This window comes from Segatella buccae ATCC 33574, assembly GCF_000184945.1.
GTDB lineage: Bacteria > Bacteroidota > Bacteroidia > Bacteroidales > Bacteroidaceae > Prevotella > Prevotella buccae.
This window is the reverse complement of sequence record NZ_GL586311.1, coordinates 2,979,324-2,995,427: the sequence shown is the minus strand read 5'-3', so window position 1 is coordinate 2,995,427 and position 16,104 is coordinate 2,979,324. Positions and strand designations below refer to the sequence as shown.

General features: G+C 57.1%; 12 protein-coding genes. 2 read left to right on the top strand and 10 right to left on the bottom strand.

Annotated elements, in window-relative coordinates; genetic code table 11:
• Positions 1-255 precede the first annotated feature (255 nt).
• The 10 genes from xylA to HMPREF6485_RS11850 form a co-directional block, all read right to left on the bottom strand.
• The gene (gene xylA / locus HMPREF6485_RS11905) at positions 256-1,572 is read right to left on the bottom strand and encodes a xylose isomerase (protein ID WP_004346800.1); all 1,317 of its coding nucleotides are present in this window, start codon (positions 1,570-1,572) and stop codon (positions 256-258) included.
• Positions 1,573-1,715: 143 nt separating this feature from the next.
• Positions 1,716-3,212, bottom strand: coding sequence for a xylulokinase (locus HMPREF6485_RS11900; protein ID WP_004346799.1), 1,497 nt, complete (start codon positions 3,210-3,212; stop codon positions 1,716-1,718).
• A gap of 290 nt (positions 3,213-3,502) precedes the next feature.
• Positions 3,503-5,014 carry a peptide MFS transporter gene (locus HMPREF6485_RS11895; protein WP_004343455.1) on the bottom strand — a complete coding sequence of 504 codons (1,512 nt, stop codon included), beginning with the start codon at positions 5,012-5,014 and terminating at the stop codon, positions 3,503-3,505.
• Between the two features lie 229 nt (positions 5,015-5,243).
• Positions 5,244-6,818: a calycin-like domain-containing protein gene (locus tag HMPREF6485_RS11890; protein ID WP_004346797.1), complete on the bottom strand. Its 1,575-nt coding sequence runs from the start codon at positions 6,816-6,818 to the stop codon at positions 5,244-5,246.
• 65 nt (positions 6,819-6,883) lie between these two features.
• On the bottom strand, positions 6,884-7,645 hold the full coding sequence (locus tag HMPREF6485_RS11885; protein WP_004346796.1) for a porin family protein: 762 nt from the start codon (positions 7,643-7,645) through the stop codon (positions 6,884-6,886).
• Positions 7,642-8,802, bottom strand: coding sequence for a PCMD domain-containing protein (locus HMPREF6485_RS11880; RefSeq protein ID WP_044126100.1), 1,161 nt, complete (start codon positions 8,800-8,802; stop codon positions 7,642-7,644). The genes HMPREF6485_RS11885 and HMPREF6485_RS11880 overlap by 4 nt, the downstream gene beginning before the upstream one ends.
• An 853-nt stretch (positions 8,803-9,655) precedes the next feature.
• A complete protein-coding gene (locus HMPREF6485_RS11875) occupies positions 9,656-10,084 on the bottom strand; it encodes a hypothetical protein (RefSeq protein WP_004342298.1) in 429 nt (142 codons plus the stop codon).
• 543 nt (positions 10,085-10,627) lie between these two features.
• Positions 10,628-11,206, bottom strand: a complete 579-nt coding sequence (locus HMPREF6485_RS11860; protein ID WP_004346792.1) for a LutC/YkgG family protein — start codon at positions 11,204-11,206, stop codon at positions 10,628-10,630.
• 221 nt (positions 11,207-11,427) lie between these two features.
• Positions 11,428-12,828 (bottom strand): lactate utilization protein B, encoded by a 1,401-nt coding sequence (locus HMPREF6485_RS11855; RefSeq protein WP_004346790.1) that lies wholly within the window; start codon positions 12,826-12,828, stop codon positions 11,428-11,430.
• A gap of 96 nt (positions 12,829-12,924) precedes the next feature.
• Positions 12,925-13,662 carry a (Fe-S)-binding protein gene (locus HMPREF6485_RS11850; RefSeq protein WP_044126439.1) on the bottom strand — a complete coding sequence of 246 codons (738 nt, stop codon included), beginning with the start codon at positions 13,660-13,662 and terminating at the stop codon, positions 12,925-12,927.
• Between the two features lie 508 nt (positions 13,663-14,170).
• Here HMPREF6485_RS11850 and HMPREF6485_RS11845 point away from each other — a divergent pair.
• Positions 14,171-15,229, top strand: coding sequence for an HU domain-containing protein (locus HMPREF6485_RS11845; RefSeq protein WP_456154109.1), 1,059 nt, complete (start codon positions 14,171-14,173; stop codon positions 15,227-15,229).
• A gap of 73 nt (positions 15,230-15,302) precedes the next feature.
• Positions 15,303-15,836 carry an FHA domain-containing protein gene (locus tag HMPREF6485_RS11840; protein WP_004342308.1) on the top strand — a complete coding sequence of 178 codons (534 nt, stop codon included), beginning with the start codon at positions 15,303-15,305 and terminating at the stop codon, positions 15,834-15,836.
• The last annotated feature ends 268 nt before the right edge of the window (positions 15,837-16,104 follow it).

The following is a 16,104-nucleotide window of genomic DNA, read 5'->3' as shown; positions in this document are numbered from 1 at the left end:
AAGGGGCAAACGGGGGGAATGGGGGAAACGCGAAACGCCCCCCTTTTCGCAAAGGAGGGCGTTCATCTCAATAGGTATTAGTCTTTTTAAGGTAAAAAGATTGTATTCAGGATAACAGATGCAAAGATAAAACATTTTGAAAATATGTGCAAATTCTTTTTCATGTTTAAAAACATAAATTAAGAAAAGCCCCATCCTTCCCCCAAAACAGGGCATGGATGGGACTCCTTCAAGGTCGGGGAAAGTCTTCCCGATTTACTTTGCGTAAAGGGCTACGATGGTCTCGTAGAGCTCCTGCTTGCCGGAGGTCTGCTTGGGTTCGCCATTCTCCTTGGCGTAGGCCACGAGCTGTTCGAGGCCGAGCTTGCCCTCTTCAAACTCCTTGCCCTTGCCGGCATCGAAGCTGGCATAGCGTTCTTTGGCCATCTTGGGCAGTTCGCTCTCGGTGAGGATGGCGGCAGCATTTTCGAGTGCGCGGGCCATGGCGTCCATACCGCTGATGTGGGCGATGAAGATGTCCTCGGGATCGGTGGAGTTGCGACGCAGCTTGGCATCGAAGTTGGAGCCGCCGTTGCCCAGTCCGCCGTTGCGGATGACCTGCATCATGGCCTGTGTGAGCTCGTAGTTGTCGATGGGGAACTGGTCGGTGTCCCAACCGTTCTGGGCATCGCCGCGGTTGGCGTCGATCGATCCGAGCATACCGTTGTCAACGGCCACGGCCAGTTCGTGCTCGAAGGTGTGGCCGGCCAGCGTGGCGTGGTTCACCTCGATGTTCACCTTGAAGTCCTTGTCCAGTCCGTGGGCCTTGAGGAATCCGATCACCGTCTCCGTGTCCACGTCATACTGATGCTTAGTGGGCTCCATCGGTTTCGGTTCGATGAGGAACGTGCCGGTGAATCCTTTGCTGCGGGCATAGTCGCGGGCAGCCTTCAGCATCTGTGCCAAGTGCTCCTTTTCGCGCTTCTGGTCGGTGTTGAGCAGGCTCATGTAGCCTTCGCGGCCGCCCCAGAACACGTAGTTGGTGCCGCCGAGCTTGATGGTGGCGTCAATGGCGTTTTTGATTTGCACGGCAGCGCGGGCCACCACGTCGAAGTTGGGATTGGTGGCGGCACCGTTCATGTAACGCTTGTGGCTGAACACGTTGGCCGTGCCCCAAAGCAGCTTCACGCCGGCTTCCTTCATCTTCACCTCGGCATAGTCGGTGATGGCCTTCATGCGGGCCTCATATTCTGCGATGGTGTCGCCCTCGGCCACGAGGTCGATGTCGTGGAAGCAGAAATATTCGATGCCGAGCTTGTTCATGATTTCAAAGCCTGCATCCATCTTGTCTTTGGCGCGCTGCACGGCATCTTCTGCCTTGTCCCACTCGTAGCTGCGGGTGGGGCCGCCAAACTGGTCGCCGGAGGCATCGCCCAGTGTGTGCCACCAGGCCATGGCGAACTTCAACCAGTCTTTCATCTTCTTTCCGCAGACCTCTTTCTCGGGGTCATAGTAGTGGAAAGCCATTGGATTTTTACTTGCTGTTCCTTCGAAAGGAATCTTGCCGATTTGTGGAAAATACTCTTTTGCCATAGTTTTGTAATTATTAGTTTGTGAAAGATTTTTAGAGTCATAAGTGAGGGGTGAGCAGCCGGCGCGCCCTTCGCGAGCCGGGAGTCAGGGGGCGGTAGGAAGGGTATGGAGTGCAGAAGCGTCTTGGTGCTCCCTCCCCCGGTCTATTCCCCGAGATGGACGGCCAGTTCCCGCTTCCAGTTGGCGTAGGCGGCGAGATAGGCGGCGCGGTTGGCTTCGTCGGGCTCAATGACATCGAGCCTCTTGAGCGTGGCGAAGGCCTCGTTGTGGTCTTTGTAGATGCCTGCACCGATACCCGCTCCCTTGGCCGCCCCGGCACTGCCGTCGGTCTCGTAGAGTTCGATGGTGGCTCCGCTCACCCCGGCCAGCGTGTCGCGGAAGAGCGGACTGAGGAACATGTTGGCCTTGCCGGCGTGTATCTTCTTGATGTCCATGCCCATCTTCTTCATCACCTCCATGCCGTAGCAGAAGCTGAACACGATGCCCTCTTGGGCGGCGCGCACGAGGTGGGCGCGGTGGTGCTTGTTGAAGTTGAGCCCGTTGACGGAGCAACCGATTTCCTTGTTCTCGAGCACGCGCTCGGCCCCGTTGCCGAAGGGGATGACGGTCACCCCCTCCGCACCGATGGGCACGGTGGCGGCCAGTTCGTTCATCTCGGCATAGCCCATCTCGGGGGCCACATTGCGATGCACCCATGCGTTGAGGATGCCCGTGCCGTTGATGCAGAGCAACACACCGAGGCGGTCGAGCGAGGTGGTGTAGTTGGCATGGGCAAAGGTGTTGACACGGCTCTTGGGGTCGTAGTTGACATCGCCCAACACACCATACACCACACCCGAAGTGCCGGCCGTGGAGGCTATCTCGCCGGGGTTGAACACATTGAGGCTCACGGCATTGTTGGGCTGGTCGCCGGCGCGATAGCTGACGGGCGTGCCCTCCTTGAGTCCCAGTTCGTCGGCTGCGGCTTTGCCCACCACGCTCTGCACGGAGAATGTGGGCACCACCTCGGGCAATATGCTCTCGGGGAAGCCGAAGTAGTCGAGCAGAAACTTGGCGGGCTTCTTCGCGGTGAAGTCCCACATCATGCCTTCCGACAGTCCGCTGATGGTGGTCTTCACCTCGCCGCTCAGCTTCATGGCGATATAGTCGCCGGGGAACATGATCTTGTCGATGCGGTCGAACAGCGCGGGTTCGTTTTCCTTCACCCACGCCAGTTTGGCGGCAGTGAAGTTGCCGGGCGAGTTGAGCAGATTGCGCAGGCAGAGGTCCTCGCCCAATTCCCTGAACGCGCGTTCGCCGTAGGGCACGGCCCGCGAGTCGCACCAGATGATGGATGGACGGAGCACCTGCTGATCCTTGTCCACACACACCAACCCGTGCATCTGGTAGGAGATGCCCACAGCGAGGATGTCTTCGCCGCGCGCACCTGTCTCGTTCATGATTTTGCGGAGCGAGAGCTTGGCGTTGTCCCACCACATCTGCGGGTCTTGCTCTGCCCAGCCGGCCTTGACGGCCATGATCGGGGCTTCGTGCTCGGGATAGAACGCCGAAGCGGCTATCGCACCACTGTCGACATCGGTGAGCGATGCCTTCACGCTGCTGGAGCCTACGTCGAAGCCCAATAAATATCTTCTTGCCATATTTGTTGTTATTGTTTTATTACCTTTTTATATATAATACGCATGAAAAGGAAAATCCCCCGAGAGAAAAGGTAAAAAAGTAAAGAGGAAAAAAGTAAAAAACGCATCGGGGGGCAGTAGGGGCAGTGCTTTATGCCTGCCCGCACGCCCGAAGGGCGTATTTTAAAGGTAAAAAGGTAGAAAAAGGAAAAAGGTAAAAAGAAGACCGGAGAGGATATTCGGGGGAAATTTTCCCTGCATTATGCTTTTCGGTCTTCTTTTTACCTTTTTCCTTTTTCTACCTTTTTAAATTAGCATACTTTTTCGAGCTTCTTCATGATGGCAAACATGAAGACGGCCGAGAGCAGGCAGAGCACGATGAACACGCCCCACACCATCCACAATGGCAACGGGCCCCAGAGATAGCCGCCCACGCCCACGAGTTTGTTGCCGATGGCGGTGGCCACAAACCAGCCGCCCATCATCAGACCCTTATACTTGGGAGGGGCCACCTTGGACACAAACGAGATGCCCATCGGACTGAGCAGCAGTTCGCCGAACGTGAGGATGAGATAGGTGCCCACCAGCCAGTTGGGAGAAACAAACGTACCGGCATCACCTGCTGCCTTTTGGGCATCGGGGGTGAGCAGATTCCACGAGGCGAACATCATCACCACGAAGGCTACACCGGCCACCAGCATGCCGTAGGCTATCTTGCGGGGGGGCGAAGGTTCCTTGCCCTTGGCGGCCAACTTGCTGAAAATGGCGATGCTCACGGGAGTGAGGGCCACCACATAGAAGGGGTTGAACTGCTGGAAGATAGGTGCGCTCACGGCGATGGAGCCCTCCAACTGCGTGTAGCGGTAGTAGAGGTAGCCCAGCGAGGCCACTATCACAAGGCCGGCAATGCTCTTGGTCTTGGTGGTCTTGCCTTGGAAAAGGGCAAACAGGGCGTAGACGATGAAGATGATGGCCACGAGATTGAACACGCCGAACTCCATGCTCTCAATGCCGGACGACGACCTGTTGACAAACTCGTTGGCGAAATAGGTCAGCGAAAGACCGTTCTGGTGGAAGGCCATCCAGAAGAAGATGACTACGGCAAACACCAGACAGAGGGCCACGATGCGCTCGCGGGTCTCAGCCGGACTGAGCTGCTCCACTTCGGCCTTCTGGTCGCCGGCCTTCTTGGACGCACCCTCGGTGTGCTTGAATGTGCTGCGGAAAGCGTAATAGATGGCTATCGAAAGGATGAGCGACGCGCAAGCCACGGCAAAAGAGAAGTGGTAGGAGTCGTTTTCGGAGTAGCCGATGGTCTGTGCCCACCGCATGATTTCCACGGCAGCCGTAGGCGCGAAGAGGGCCCCGATGTTGATGGCCATATAGAAGATGGAGAATCCGGAATCGCGCTGGCCGGCATACTGCGGGTCGTCGTAGAGATTGCCCACCATCACTTGCAGGTTGCCCTTGAACAGGCCCGTGCCCAAACCGATGAGCAACAGGGCACCGAGCATCACGATGAGGGCAAACGTGTTGCCGCCCAAGGGAATGGAAAGCAGCAGATAGCCGAAAAACATGACGACGATGCCGATGGTGACCATCTTGCCGAAGCCGAACCGGTCGGCCAGCAGACCGCCTACAAGCGGAAGGAAGTAGACGAGCATGAGGAAGTCACTGTAAATCTCGCCGGCCCATCCGGCATCAAGACCGAAATTGGCACGGAGGAAAAGGGCGAACACGGCTATCATGGTGTAGTAGCCGAAACGCTCGCCGGTGTTGGCCAGTGCCAACGCGTAGAGTCCTTTAGGTTGATTCTCAAACATAGTTTTGGATTGGTTGGTTATTATTTTTATTTAGGAGATTTATTTTAGGAGATTTATTTTAGGAGATTTATTTTAGGAGTTAAGGAGTTAAGGAGTTAAAGGGAGTTAAAGGGAGTTAAGACAATAGCTTTATTGCATGTGCCGTGGAATCCATAAGAGTAAAACCGTTGTCTTAACTCCCTTTAACTCCTTAACTCCCTTAACTCCTAAACAAATCTCCTAAATAGATCTACTTCACCACTTTCACGCTCTTGCCTCCGGACTTGCGGATGTAGACACGGCCGGGTTGCATGGAGCTTACGCGCTGTCCCTGCAAGTTGTAGAACTCGACTGCCGAAGAAGACTGATTGCCGGTGGTCGTGGCGGTGTTGATGCCGGTGGTGGCCCCGGTGATGTTGAGGGTGTAGCGGGTGGCGGTGAGCAGGTCGTTGGAAGTGACGGTCACGAGGGCCTTCACCCCACCCTCCACGGGCTCTACCTGCGTGTCTACTGTGGCTCCGCGCCCATCGACCTTGGCCACGATGTCGGTAGCGGAGAGCGGGCCGTCGGCTGTGAGGTTGTAGGTGAGCGTAGCGGCATCGAAGCCTTCTACGGGCTTGCCCTTCACGCTGAGTGCCGAGAGACGGGCGTTGTAGACCAGAGCGATGTCGTCCACGTAGAGCTCGTCCGTGCTTCCCTTGCCAGGCTGCGCATTGGTAGAGATCGTGATGAGCAAGGCCTTGGGTTCCACGCCGTTGGCTGCGTAGGTGTCGTAGTCGAACGGAATGGAGAGACGCTGCCATGCGAAGTCCTTGGAAGCAATCTTGTTGTCAGTGGCTTTGGCCACGATGTTGGTGTAGGCCTTGTCTTCGGGGTCTTGATAGCGCGTGCCGTCGGTGAGCACGGCATTGACCGTGGCGTAGGGAGCTTTGGGTTGGGGCGTGCCCTGCTTGAACTTCACCCACACCGTGAGACTGTCGGGACGGCCATTCAACGCGAGATAGAACGGGTCGCCATGAGCATCTTTATCGGTCGAACTGAGGTCGAGCCACGAGTGGTTGGCCTTGTTGGAAGCAGTCATGGAGCCGGTATTGAGCCGGCCGGTGGTAATGGTGCCGTTGGCCACGAATATGAATATCTTCGTGGAAGTGATTTTCACACTGTGCTTGCCCGTGGAACCGGGGCGCACCACATCGCTGATGAACGTATGGGGATTGTACCCGGCAAGCCACCGCAATGAAGGATCGCCCGATGTGCTCATGAACGAATGCCAGTGGTTGGGCTCGTCGCTCTTAGCCGTATTCTCGCCGGAACCATCAGTGATGGTAGCAGTATGGAAGTCCTCGAAGCCTCCATTCTCGATATGGTAGCCGCCATTGCCGAACACCACGCGGATGGTCTGGCCGAGCGTAGCCTGCATGTCAATGTCGATCACGGCATAGGCCTTGGGGGCACGCAGTTCGGCCACCATGTTTACGGGCACGGGGCCGAGGCTCGGGCCTATCCATAAGGGCACGCCGGCTTCCGTGCCTTCGGTGATATTGATAGTCTGCGAGGTGCGCAGCGTGGTCACTGCGCCTGCCGTGGTGCCCTTCACGTCTTTAAGCTCAATGTTGCCCACATTCAAGGTCTGTCCGCCCATCTCCAACTTGAAGTTCTTCAGCGTGAGCGTGTAGTCACCGTTGGCGGTTTGATCTACAGAGATGGTGGCCTGCTGTTCGGCCACATTGCCGTTGACATCGACGGTCAACCGGTCGGTATAGTCGGCAGCCATGCCTTGCAGGGCGGTGGCAGCCAACCACATAAATGTCAAGATTTTCTTCATGTCGTTTTCCTTTTTAGCGTTTTATATGTCTGAAATGATGCTGCTGCAATCGGTATCGGCACCCGTCACTTGAGGTGATAGACAACACCCACAGTGCCGAAGATGGAGTAAAGACGCTGCTCGATGGTCTTGAAGTCGCTGTGGAACACGCTGCTAAGCCCCCAGCTCACGTCGGCCCCCACGGCCCAGCGGTCGCTCCATCGCCAGTCGGCCCCGAGGTCGAGCCCCCATTGCAGGTGGCGCAGGTCGGTGGAGAAGTCGTAAGATCCGCGCTCGTCGGCCCCGCGGCCCAGTTCCACACGCGGCCCGGTGGGGTTGCCCACGCGCAGATAGCCAGCATAGGCCTCTCCGCTGAAACGGCGGGAATAGACATAGGTGGCGTAGGGCCCGAAGCGGAGGTCTACATCATTGACCACCCGACAGACGACCTGCACGGGCACGGTGAGTCCCCATTGGCTCACGCGTGTCACCACATTGCCCGTGAACTGCCCTTCGAGAGTTTCCCCGCCGTGGACTATCTGCATGTGGTAGTTCTTCACCTGTGCGTCGGTCTTCATGCCCTTGTTGCCGAAGTGCAGTCCCGTGCGGATGCCCCAGCGGTCGTCGAGCGGCTTCTGGGCCTCGATGCCGATGCTGAAATTGGGGCGCAGCGAGTAGCTGTCGAGCCGGCGTATGGTGGCAGGCAGGCCCACGGGAGCCGTGCCCCCGAGCGAGTAGTCCATGCGGAGATAGTATGAGAGGTCGTCGAGCATCTTCAGACCTTGCGCTCGGGTCACAGAGACGGGAAGCGCGAGGAGGAGTGCGGGGAGCAGATATTTGATTTTCATTGTTCTTCGGTGCAGATGATTTTTACTTTGTCCACCATGAGCGTGCTGCCGACGGCCCCCTCAAACTTGTCGCCGTCGGCGCTTGAGGAGAAGACGATGGCCAGACTGTAGCCCTGCCGGGCGAGCAGGTCGGCGTCGATGTCGGCCCGATAGTCGAACGCCGCCTCAAAGGCCGTCCACTCGCCGGTGGCAGGCACGGAGGCCACGTCGGCCAAGGCCACGATGAGCGGCGAGGTGCGCACGTCGTCGCCGTAGAGCGTCACGGGGTTGCCGGCCTCATCGTGGTTGCGGTAGAGCACGGCATAGACGGCCGCGCGGTCGGTGCGGCCATCCACGGCATTGCCGTTTTTGTCTTGGAATTTCTCGCCGGGACTGTACTTATAATAGCCCGAAAACTTGGTGGGACGCTTGCCGAAAGGCAGTCCGAAGCGCGTGGCGCGAAGGGTGTTGGTGAGTGCCGCGGCCACATCGAAAGTGCCGATGAAGAGGTTGCCGGCTGCCAACCGCTTGTTCACCAGCTGCCCGAAAGGCCCCGTGTCGCGGGTGGTGAGCTTCACGGCCGCCCCGTCGTAGCCCTCCCGGAGGGGCACGGTGGGATAGTCTTCCGGCCGCGCCGAACCCATGCTGATGGCAAAGCCCGGATTGCCCGTGGCCCAGAGGGGCTGCTGCGTGCCGTCGTCGGCCACATGCGTCCACACATAGTATTTCCCGGTGCGCCCTTCGAGGGCGAAATGCTCGAAGTCGTAGTGCAGCGTGTCTTTCACCGTCACCGTCACGGGGTTGAACCCCACCTCGTAGCGGCGCGTCCACCGTCCGTCTTCCGAGGTCACGGTGTAGGTCACGCGCCCGGCGGAAAAGTCGTGCGTGCTGCCCGATGCCGGCACCACCGTGGCTCCGGGGGTGAGGCGGAAGAGCGGGGCGAGGGCGGTCAGACTGGCCGTGCGGCGCACGTTGAAGATGATGGTGCTGTCGGTGTAGGGCACGTTGACGAGCGTGTCGCTGCTGTTGAAAAACAGTTCCTCGGCATGGGGCGTGTGGAGATAGGCGGCCTCAATGTCGCACTCGGCATTGGGTGCCTCTTCCTTGAAGCACGACGAGCACAGCATCACGCAGCATACTGCCACAAACGCAACTATATAATAATGTGATATTCTCATAATCAGCGACAAAAATACGTTTTTTTTTAGCATGAGCAAATTTGATTAAGAAAAAAAGAAGGCTAAGAGACCCCCACCCCCCTAAAGGGGGCTTTGCATTCCTGCGAAAAAAGGGGCGCGGAATACGGAAAATTCGCTTAATTCGCACCATTCGCCGACACAAAATCTCAACGGCGAATGAGCCGAATGATGCGAATGCTGCGGGAAATAATTCGTTTAATCCGTTTAATTCGCCGACAAGAAATAGAAACGGCGAATGAGCCGAATGATGCGAATGCTGCGGGAAATAATTCGTTTAATCCGTTTAATTCGCCGACACAAAATCTCAACGGCGAATGAGCCGAATGATGCGAATGCTGCGGAAATAATTCGTTTAATCCGTTTAATTCGCCGACACAAAATCTCAACGGCGAATGAAACGAATGATACGAATGCTGCGGGAATGAATATAGTCAGAAACTCATTCTGATTTCGAAAAAACCTTATACGGCATTTTATTGCACCTATTCACTTTGCTCCTTTTATCCGTTTTATTCGCCTTATCCGCCCCGTCAAAATTCTTATTTGGCCCGACCGGCCATGCAGAAAAGCCCGAATGACAAAGCAAAAGAGGCTCTTTCACAATGCCATTCGGGCCTTTTCGCAGGGTTGCAAAGCCCCCTTTAGGGGGGATGGGGGGTCCGTGGGGGCCGGTTCAGATTTTTGCATCAAAAAAGGGAAGCACACGCGTGCTTCCCTTGCCAATGCAAAGATACATCAAAAATCGGCGAAATGCAAATCGATGGCGAAAATAGCGGACAACCGCCGTGCCTCCCCGCGCCCGACCGGGAGCAGCCGGCAGTCTGTCGCGCCGTCAGTCCACGAAAGGCTCGAAGGGGTTGTCACGCCCCTGACGGGTGACGAGCAGCTGCATGCGCACGGTGATGGGCAGCCCGAGGGCATTCTTGCGGTGCTTGATGTTGTTCATCACCACGTAGGGATTGCCCGGTTCGGGCACGTGGAGGATGGCGAAGATGCGCCTCACCATATACTTGAACGTGAGCGGCCGTGCCTGCTCGTCGAGCATGAAACGGGCCTCCCACACCATGTGGGTCACTTCGATGAGATCGCTCGCGGTGCTTTTCCAGTGCAGTCCGTCGGCCGGCGAACGGCTCATGAGCAGGCAGAAATGGTGCTCCACGGCCCGCCGCGCCCGCCGCAGATTTTCGGTTTCGTCAGTTTGGTTAGCGGTTTCGAGGTTCTCTTCTCTCTCGATAAATCTTGATTGGATTACATTTTCCATGTTTTTGTTTGTTTTTTCGGTTTTCCCCGGGATTTGGAACCGGAGAGTGCATACGTGTGATTGATGAATAAAAAGGTGGGCAGCAGCTTGTCGGGTTGCCGCCCACGGTCTATTGAAGATTTGGAGCGATGGCGCATCCCCTGTCCCACCCGCTGTCGGGCACGGGTGCGGAAGACGGACGAGGGGCGTGCCTTGACTCCTTCGGGCGACAAAATTAGCACGCAAGCGTGCAATATATGTTCACAAGGAGAGAAAAATCAGTTAAATAATGTTAGCGCGAAAGCCGCGGACGGGTATTGCATCCGCTGCAGGGAGACGACAAAAAACGCCATTGCCCGATGCCGGTGTGGCATCGGGCAATGGCGAAAGATAAAGGGGAAATGGTTGAAGAAGCCGCCCGGACGGGCATTATCCTATCGGACCGGGCGGTGCGGGGGGCTGACGGGCGGTTATCGCAGGGATTGATACGCCCTGCCGGGCGTGCGGGCAGGCACAAAGCGCTGCCCCTACTGTAGGCGCGAAGGTTCTTAACTCCTCACTCCCCTACACGAGTATCACCGTGACGCCGCGGGCCGCCTGCGCCCCCATCACGAGCGACTGCTCGATGTCGGCTGTCTTGGAGGGGCCGCTGATGAAGGTGCCGAAGTTGTAGCGCGGATCCATGTCGATGCGGGCGTAGGCCTCGTGCATGTTGTCGACGATGGCGGTCTTCTTGAGCACAATCACCAGATATTCGGAGATGAAACACACGGCCTTCTCCTTCATCGTCTGGGGCACCCACACACAGCCGTTTTCGGCCACGCCCAGCTCGCCCCTCACGATGCCCACATCGGTGCCGTTGAGGTCGGCCGCCTCGGCCACGGTGTCGGGATTTTTCCCGGCAATGGTGATTTCGGGCAGATGGGAGGCAAACACCCGGGCATCGGGATAGGCCCGGCGCACGGCGTCGTTGAGGTCTTCGCCCTCGCCGAGTTCCAGCACGTGGCCGCCCACCGACTCGGTCATCTCGACAAACTGCCGCAGGCGGTCGGGATAGGTGATGCCGTCGATGGCCATCTCGGGCATGTCGTATTGCATGTAGGTGTTGGCGCGCAGCGTGGCAAACAGGTCTTCTTTTTTCATGTTGCTTTTCAGAAAGGAGTTAAAGGGAGATTTATTTAGGAGTTAAAGGGAGTTAAGGAGTTAAAGGGAGTTAAAGGGAGTTAAGACAATAGCTTTGTTGCTTGACCGACCGTTGTCTAAGGAGTTAAGACAATAGCTTTGTTGCTTGACCGACCGTTGTCTAAGGAGTTAAGACAATAGCTTTGTTGCTTGGCCGGCCTTTGTTTAGGGGAGTTGGCACATCATTCCCTGTCGCTGTCAACGGGCCCCTGCCCCACCTTGCCCTCTTTCCATAGTTCGTGGAACGACTTCCGGGCAAACTCGGGCTTGGCATGGCCGATGCCCCACGGGTTGAGCCGGCTGAAGTGGGTCAGGCTCTCGGGCACGACGTTGGCCAGCGGGGCCAGACGCAGGGCCGAGGTGTAGAGACCGGGATGATTGAAGAGCACCTCCATGCCCGTAGACATGGCCTTCTTCACGGGGTCGGCCTTGCCCAGCGGTTCGAGACTCTGCCGCCAGAGGTATATCTGACTGCCGGGATCCACCATCGAGGGGCACACCTTGTCGCACGAGAGGCAGAGCGAACAGGCACTCACGTTGTCGCTGTAGCGGTAGGGGTCTTTCAACATGCCGAGGTTCACGCCGATGGGGCCGGGTATGAAATAGGTGTAGCTGTAGCCTCCCGAGCGGCGGTAGACGGGACAGGTGTTCATGCACGAACCGCAACGGATGCACTTCAGTGTCTGCCAGTGGTTCTCGTCGGCGAGCATGTTGCTGCGGCCGTTGTCCACCAGCACCACGTGCATCTCGGCTCCCGGACGGGCCTGCCGGAAGTGGGAGGTGTAGGTGGTGGTGGGCTGGCCCGTTCCGCAACGGCAGAGCAGGCGTTGGAATACGGCCAGACTCGCATAGTCGGGCACCATCTTCTCGATGCCCATCGCCACGATGTGCAGCTTGGGCATCGAGGTGGTCATGTCGGCATTGCCCTCGTTGGTACACACCACACAGTCGCCCGTGGCGGCCACGCCGAAGTTGCAGCCCGTCATGCCGGCCCCGGCCTGCATGAACTGGTCGCGCAGATGGTGGCGGGCGCAGCGCGTGAGATAGGTGGGGTCGTAGTTGCCGGGCTCCGTGGAGATGCCCTTCTCCTCAAACATGCGCCCCACCTCCTCGCGCTTGAGGTGGATGGCGGGCATCACGATGTGGCTGGGCCGCTGGCCGAGCAACTGGATGATGCGCTCGCCGAGGTCGGTCTCCACCACATCGATGCCGCGGGCTTCGAGGTAGGGATTCATCTCGCACTCCTCTGTGAGCATCGACTTCGACTTCACCATCTTCTTCACCCCGTGGCTTTCAAGGATGCCGTAGACGGTCTCGTTGAACTCGGCGGCATCGCGGGCCCAGTGGACAATGACTCCGCGGCTCTCAAGACGGGCCGAAAACTGCTCCAGATAGTCGGCCAAGTGGGTGATGGTGTGTTTCTTGATGGCGCTGGCATGTTCGCGCAGCGACTCCCATTCGGGCAGTTGCCGGGCCATGATGTCGCGCTTGGCGCGCACCGACCAGAAGGTCTGGTCGTGCCAGGTGGTTTTCTCGCGGTCTTGGTTAAATTTGGCGGCCGCCTTGCTATGCAGTGTAGACATCTTTCAGATGAGGGGTTTAAGAGGTTAGTGGGAATGGAGGGGATGGAGAAGAAGGCAGTCCCGGGCTGTGGCCGGAGCCTGCCGGTGAGCGGCGGTTTAAAGTCCCGCGGCCAATATCTGGGCCACGTGGATGAAGCTCACGGGCAGTTTCTCCCGCTTGGCGATGCCCGCCATGTGCATCAGGCAGGAGGAGTCCGGGCCTGTGACATATTCGGCACCGGTGGCAATGTGCCGCTTGATCTTATCCTCCCCCATGCGGATGGAGACTGCCGGCTCCTCCACGGAGAACATGCCGCCGAAGCCGCAGCACTCGTCTTTGCGCTCGGGTTCTTTCACCGTGATGCCTTCCACGAGCTGCAGCAGGTCGATGATTTTGTTGAACGGGGGAATGTTCTGCTCCGAGGGCGAGGAGAGGCCCAACTCGCGCACGCCGTGGCAACTGTTGTGTACGCTCACCACGTGGGGGAACCGTCCCGGCACGCTGTCCACCCGCAGCACATCGTGCAGAAACTCTACGATATCCATAATCTTCTTGGAGGTGACGCACTCGTGCTCGCCTTCCAACACATGGGGATAGTAGACTCTCACGTAGGCCGCACACGAGGCGGAGGGGGCCACCACATAGTCGAAGTCCTCGAACAGGTCTTCAAAATTCTTGGCCAGATTCTTGGACATACGCTCGAAGCCCGCATTGGCCATGGGCTGCCCGCAGCACGTCTGCCGCTCGGGATAGGCCACGTCGAGTCCGTAATGCTTGAGCAGTTTGTATGTAGCCACGCCGGCTTCAGGATACAATGCGTCTACATAGCAGGGGACGAATAGACCGATTTTCATCATGGTTTGTCTTGTCAGCTATAAATCTTTGGTTCGCACGACAGGGCGGCAACGCCGCAACACGCACGCCGCCTCTATGGGAGGCTGCCGCCTGTCTTATTTGCAAATATAACAATTTCCCGTAAACTGCGACTGCAAAGCTTAAAAAAAGTTTAAGTTTTGTATTTGTTTAACACAAATCGAAACCTCCTCCGCGCTTTTTCCTGCCAAGCTCCAAATGCCGGGGAGAATGACCACCGGCCTACCTTATTATAATAAGGAAGACACGAGGGAAGGCTCATTCTTTTCCTTTCCGCCCCATTCGCCCCACCCGCATCATTCGCCGAAAAAAATCATGTCGGCGAATGATGCGAATCAAACGAATTTTTCCATATCCCTCTTTTCGCAGGAGTGCAAAGCCCCCTTTAGGGGGTAGGGGTCTCTTAGGGTCTTATTGATGTTTGGTTAAGCGCGAAATTTTCATTTGATAAACTTTGCGAATCCAAAAAATATTGATAACTTTGCACACGTGATTGAACTGGAAAGACATATCGAAATTCTATTGTTGAGCAACGACTGCGTGATAGTCCCCAATCTGGGAGGGTTTATGGCCCATCACGTCGACGCACGCTACGACGAGAGAGACTACACCTTTCTCCCGCCTCTGCGCACGCTGGGCTTCAACCCCAAGCTTCGGCTCAACGACTCTCTGCTTGCCCTGTCGTATGTAGACGCCTACGACATCAGCTATCCCGACGCATTGGCGCGCATCGACGACGAAGTGGCCGAACTGAAGCAGCACCTCGAAAACGAAGGCAGCTATGAGTTGGCCGACATCGGCACGCTCTACAACAACGGGGAGGGCACCTACACCTTTGAGCCCTGCGAAGCGGGCATCCTCACGCCGCAGCTGTATGGCTTCGGCAGTTTTGAGATGAAACCCATCGAGCAAGAGGCCCTAAAGGAGGAAGAGACCGCAGCACCGACTGTCATCGACATCAACGCCACAACGGCCGAAGGGCCAAAAACAGCGACGGCCAACAGCGTGTTTGACAGAAACGATGACAGCGAGGACAAGACCATCAGCATACGCGTGAGTCTGCTGCGCAACATGGCGGCTGCCTGCATCGCCGTGGTGGTATTCTTCCTGTTCTCCACTCCGCTCGGCACACCTGAAGCCGGCACCCGGCTGGTGCGCGGCAAGATAGACACCGGTCTGCTCTACCGCATCATGCCGAAAGACCTCACCACCAAGGCACCCACCAAGCTCGTGGCACAACCCAAAACCGACAAGGAGACCGGACACGCCGCCAAGAACGACATGGCTCAGGAAAAAGCAGAAGTGCCGGAGACATATTACAGCATTGTACTGGCCAGCCATGTCACCCGCACCAATGCCCGCGCATACGTTGAGCGACTGCACCGTGCCGGTCACACACCGGCCCGCGTGCTCGACGGCAAGGGCAGCGTGAAGGTGATTTACGGCACCTACCCCACCGAGAGCAAGGCCTACAACGCACTCAACATCCTCAGCCGTAAACCGGAATTTGCCGAAAGCTGGGTGCTGCACGTAAAGGGCAGCCGCTAAAAAAGCCCGGCGGCAGTCCCCCCCACAACTCCTAACTCCTCATTCCTAACCCATAACTCTTAACTCCCCCGACATGAAGCGCGTCCGCTGCCCGAAATGCGATAATTTCATCACGTTTGACGAAACCAAATACGAAGCCGGCCAGTCACTGGTCTTCGAATGTCCGGAGTGCGGCAAGCAGTTCGGCATACGCATGGGCGTGTCCAAGCTCCGCGCCACCCGCAAGGAGGAGACTTTCGACGAAAACGCCAACGAGAAGGGCTGCGGCTCCATCGTGGTCATCGAAAACGTGTTTCACTACAAGCAGGTCATTCCCCTGCAAATGGGCGACAATGTGATAGGCCGATACATGAAGGGCAGCAAAATCAACTGCCCCATCGAGACCGTCGACCCGAGCATCGACATGACCCACTGCGTGATCAACGTCAGCCGCGACAAGCACGGCCGGCTCAAATACATCCTGCGCGACGGCCCCAGCTACACCGGCACATTCGTGGACAACGTGATATTGGGCGACCGCGAGCGGCGCGTCATCGAAGACGGAACGCTCTTCACCCTCGGTGCCACCTCCATCATCTTGCGCACCCCCGACAGCGAAGACGAATAACCGGGGCACTGCCCCATCGGTTGCGTGCAAAGCACATCCCCCTACTTTTTTGACTTTTCTGACTCTTGGCAAAGGGAATACAAGCCGCTGACTCTTGCCGGTTGATTCCACGATTGTCCTTTTTCCGTTACCAATCGTAACAAATTCTGTTATTATTTCTTTAAATTGGAAGAAATGTCTTATCTTTGCAAAATCGTATCGGCCTGCAACCCATAAACATGGCAAAAAGAAAGGGAAGGCCGAGAATAAGTAACAGATTGAACGACAA

Excerpts from the sequence above, each read along its gene's own strand:
- xylA (WP_004346800.1), bottom strand. The coding sequence starts at position 1,572 with ATGGCAAAAGAGTATTTTCCACAAATCGGCAAGATTCCTTTCGAAGGA.
- HMPREF6485_RS11900 (WP_004346799.1), bottom strand. The coding sequence starts at position 3,212 with ATGGCAAGAAGATATTTATTGGGCTTCGACGTAGGCTCCAGCAGCGTG.
- HMPREF6485_RS11895 (WP_004343455.1), bottom strand. The coding sequence starts at position 5,014 with ATGTTTGAGAATCAACCTAAAGGACTCTACGCGTTGGCACTGGCCAAC.
- HMPREF6485_RS11890 (WP_004346797.1), bottom strand. The coding sequence starts at position 6,818 with ATGAAGAAAATCTTGACATTTATGTGGTTGGCTGCCACCGCCCTGCAA.
- HMPREF6485_RS11885 (WP_004346796.1), bottom strand. The coding sequence starts at position 7,645 with ATGAAAATCAAATATCTGCTCCCCGCACTCCTCCTCGCGCTTCCCGTC.
- HMPREF6485_RS11880 (WP_044126100.1), bottom strand. The coding sequence starts at position 8,802 with ATGAGAATATCACATTATTATATAGTTGCGTTTGTGGCAGTATGCTGC.
- HMPREF6485_RS11875 (WP_004342298.1), bottom strand. The coding sequence starts at position 10,084 with ATGGAAAATGTAATCCAATCAAGATTTATCGAGAGAGAAGAGAACCTC.
- HMPREF6485_RS11860 (WP_004346792.1), bottom strand. The coding sequence starts at position 11,206 with ATGAAAAAAGAAGACCTGTTTGCCACGCTGCGCGCCAACACCTACATG.
- HMPREF6485_RS11855 (WP_004346790.1), bottom strand. The coding sequence starts at position 12,828 with ATGTCTACACTGCATAGCAAGGCGGCCGCCAAATTTAACCAAGACCGC.
- HMPREF6485_RS11850 (WP_044126439.1), bottom strand. The coding sequence starts at position 13,662 with ATGAAAATCGGTCTATTCGTCCCCTGCTATGTAGACGCATTGTATCCT.
- HMPREF6485_RS11840 (WP_004342308.1), top strand. The coding sequence starts at position 15,303 with ATGAAGCGCGTCCGCTGCCCGAAATGCGATAATTTCATCACGTTTGAC.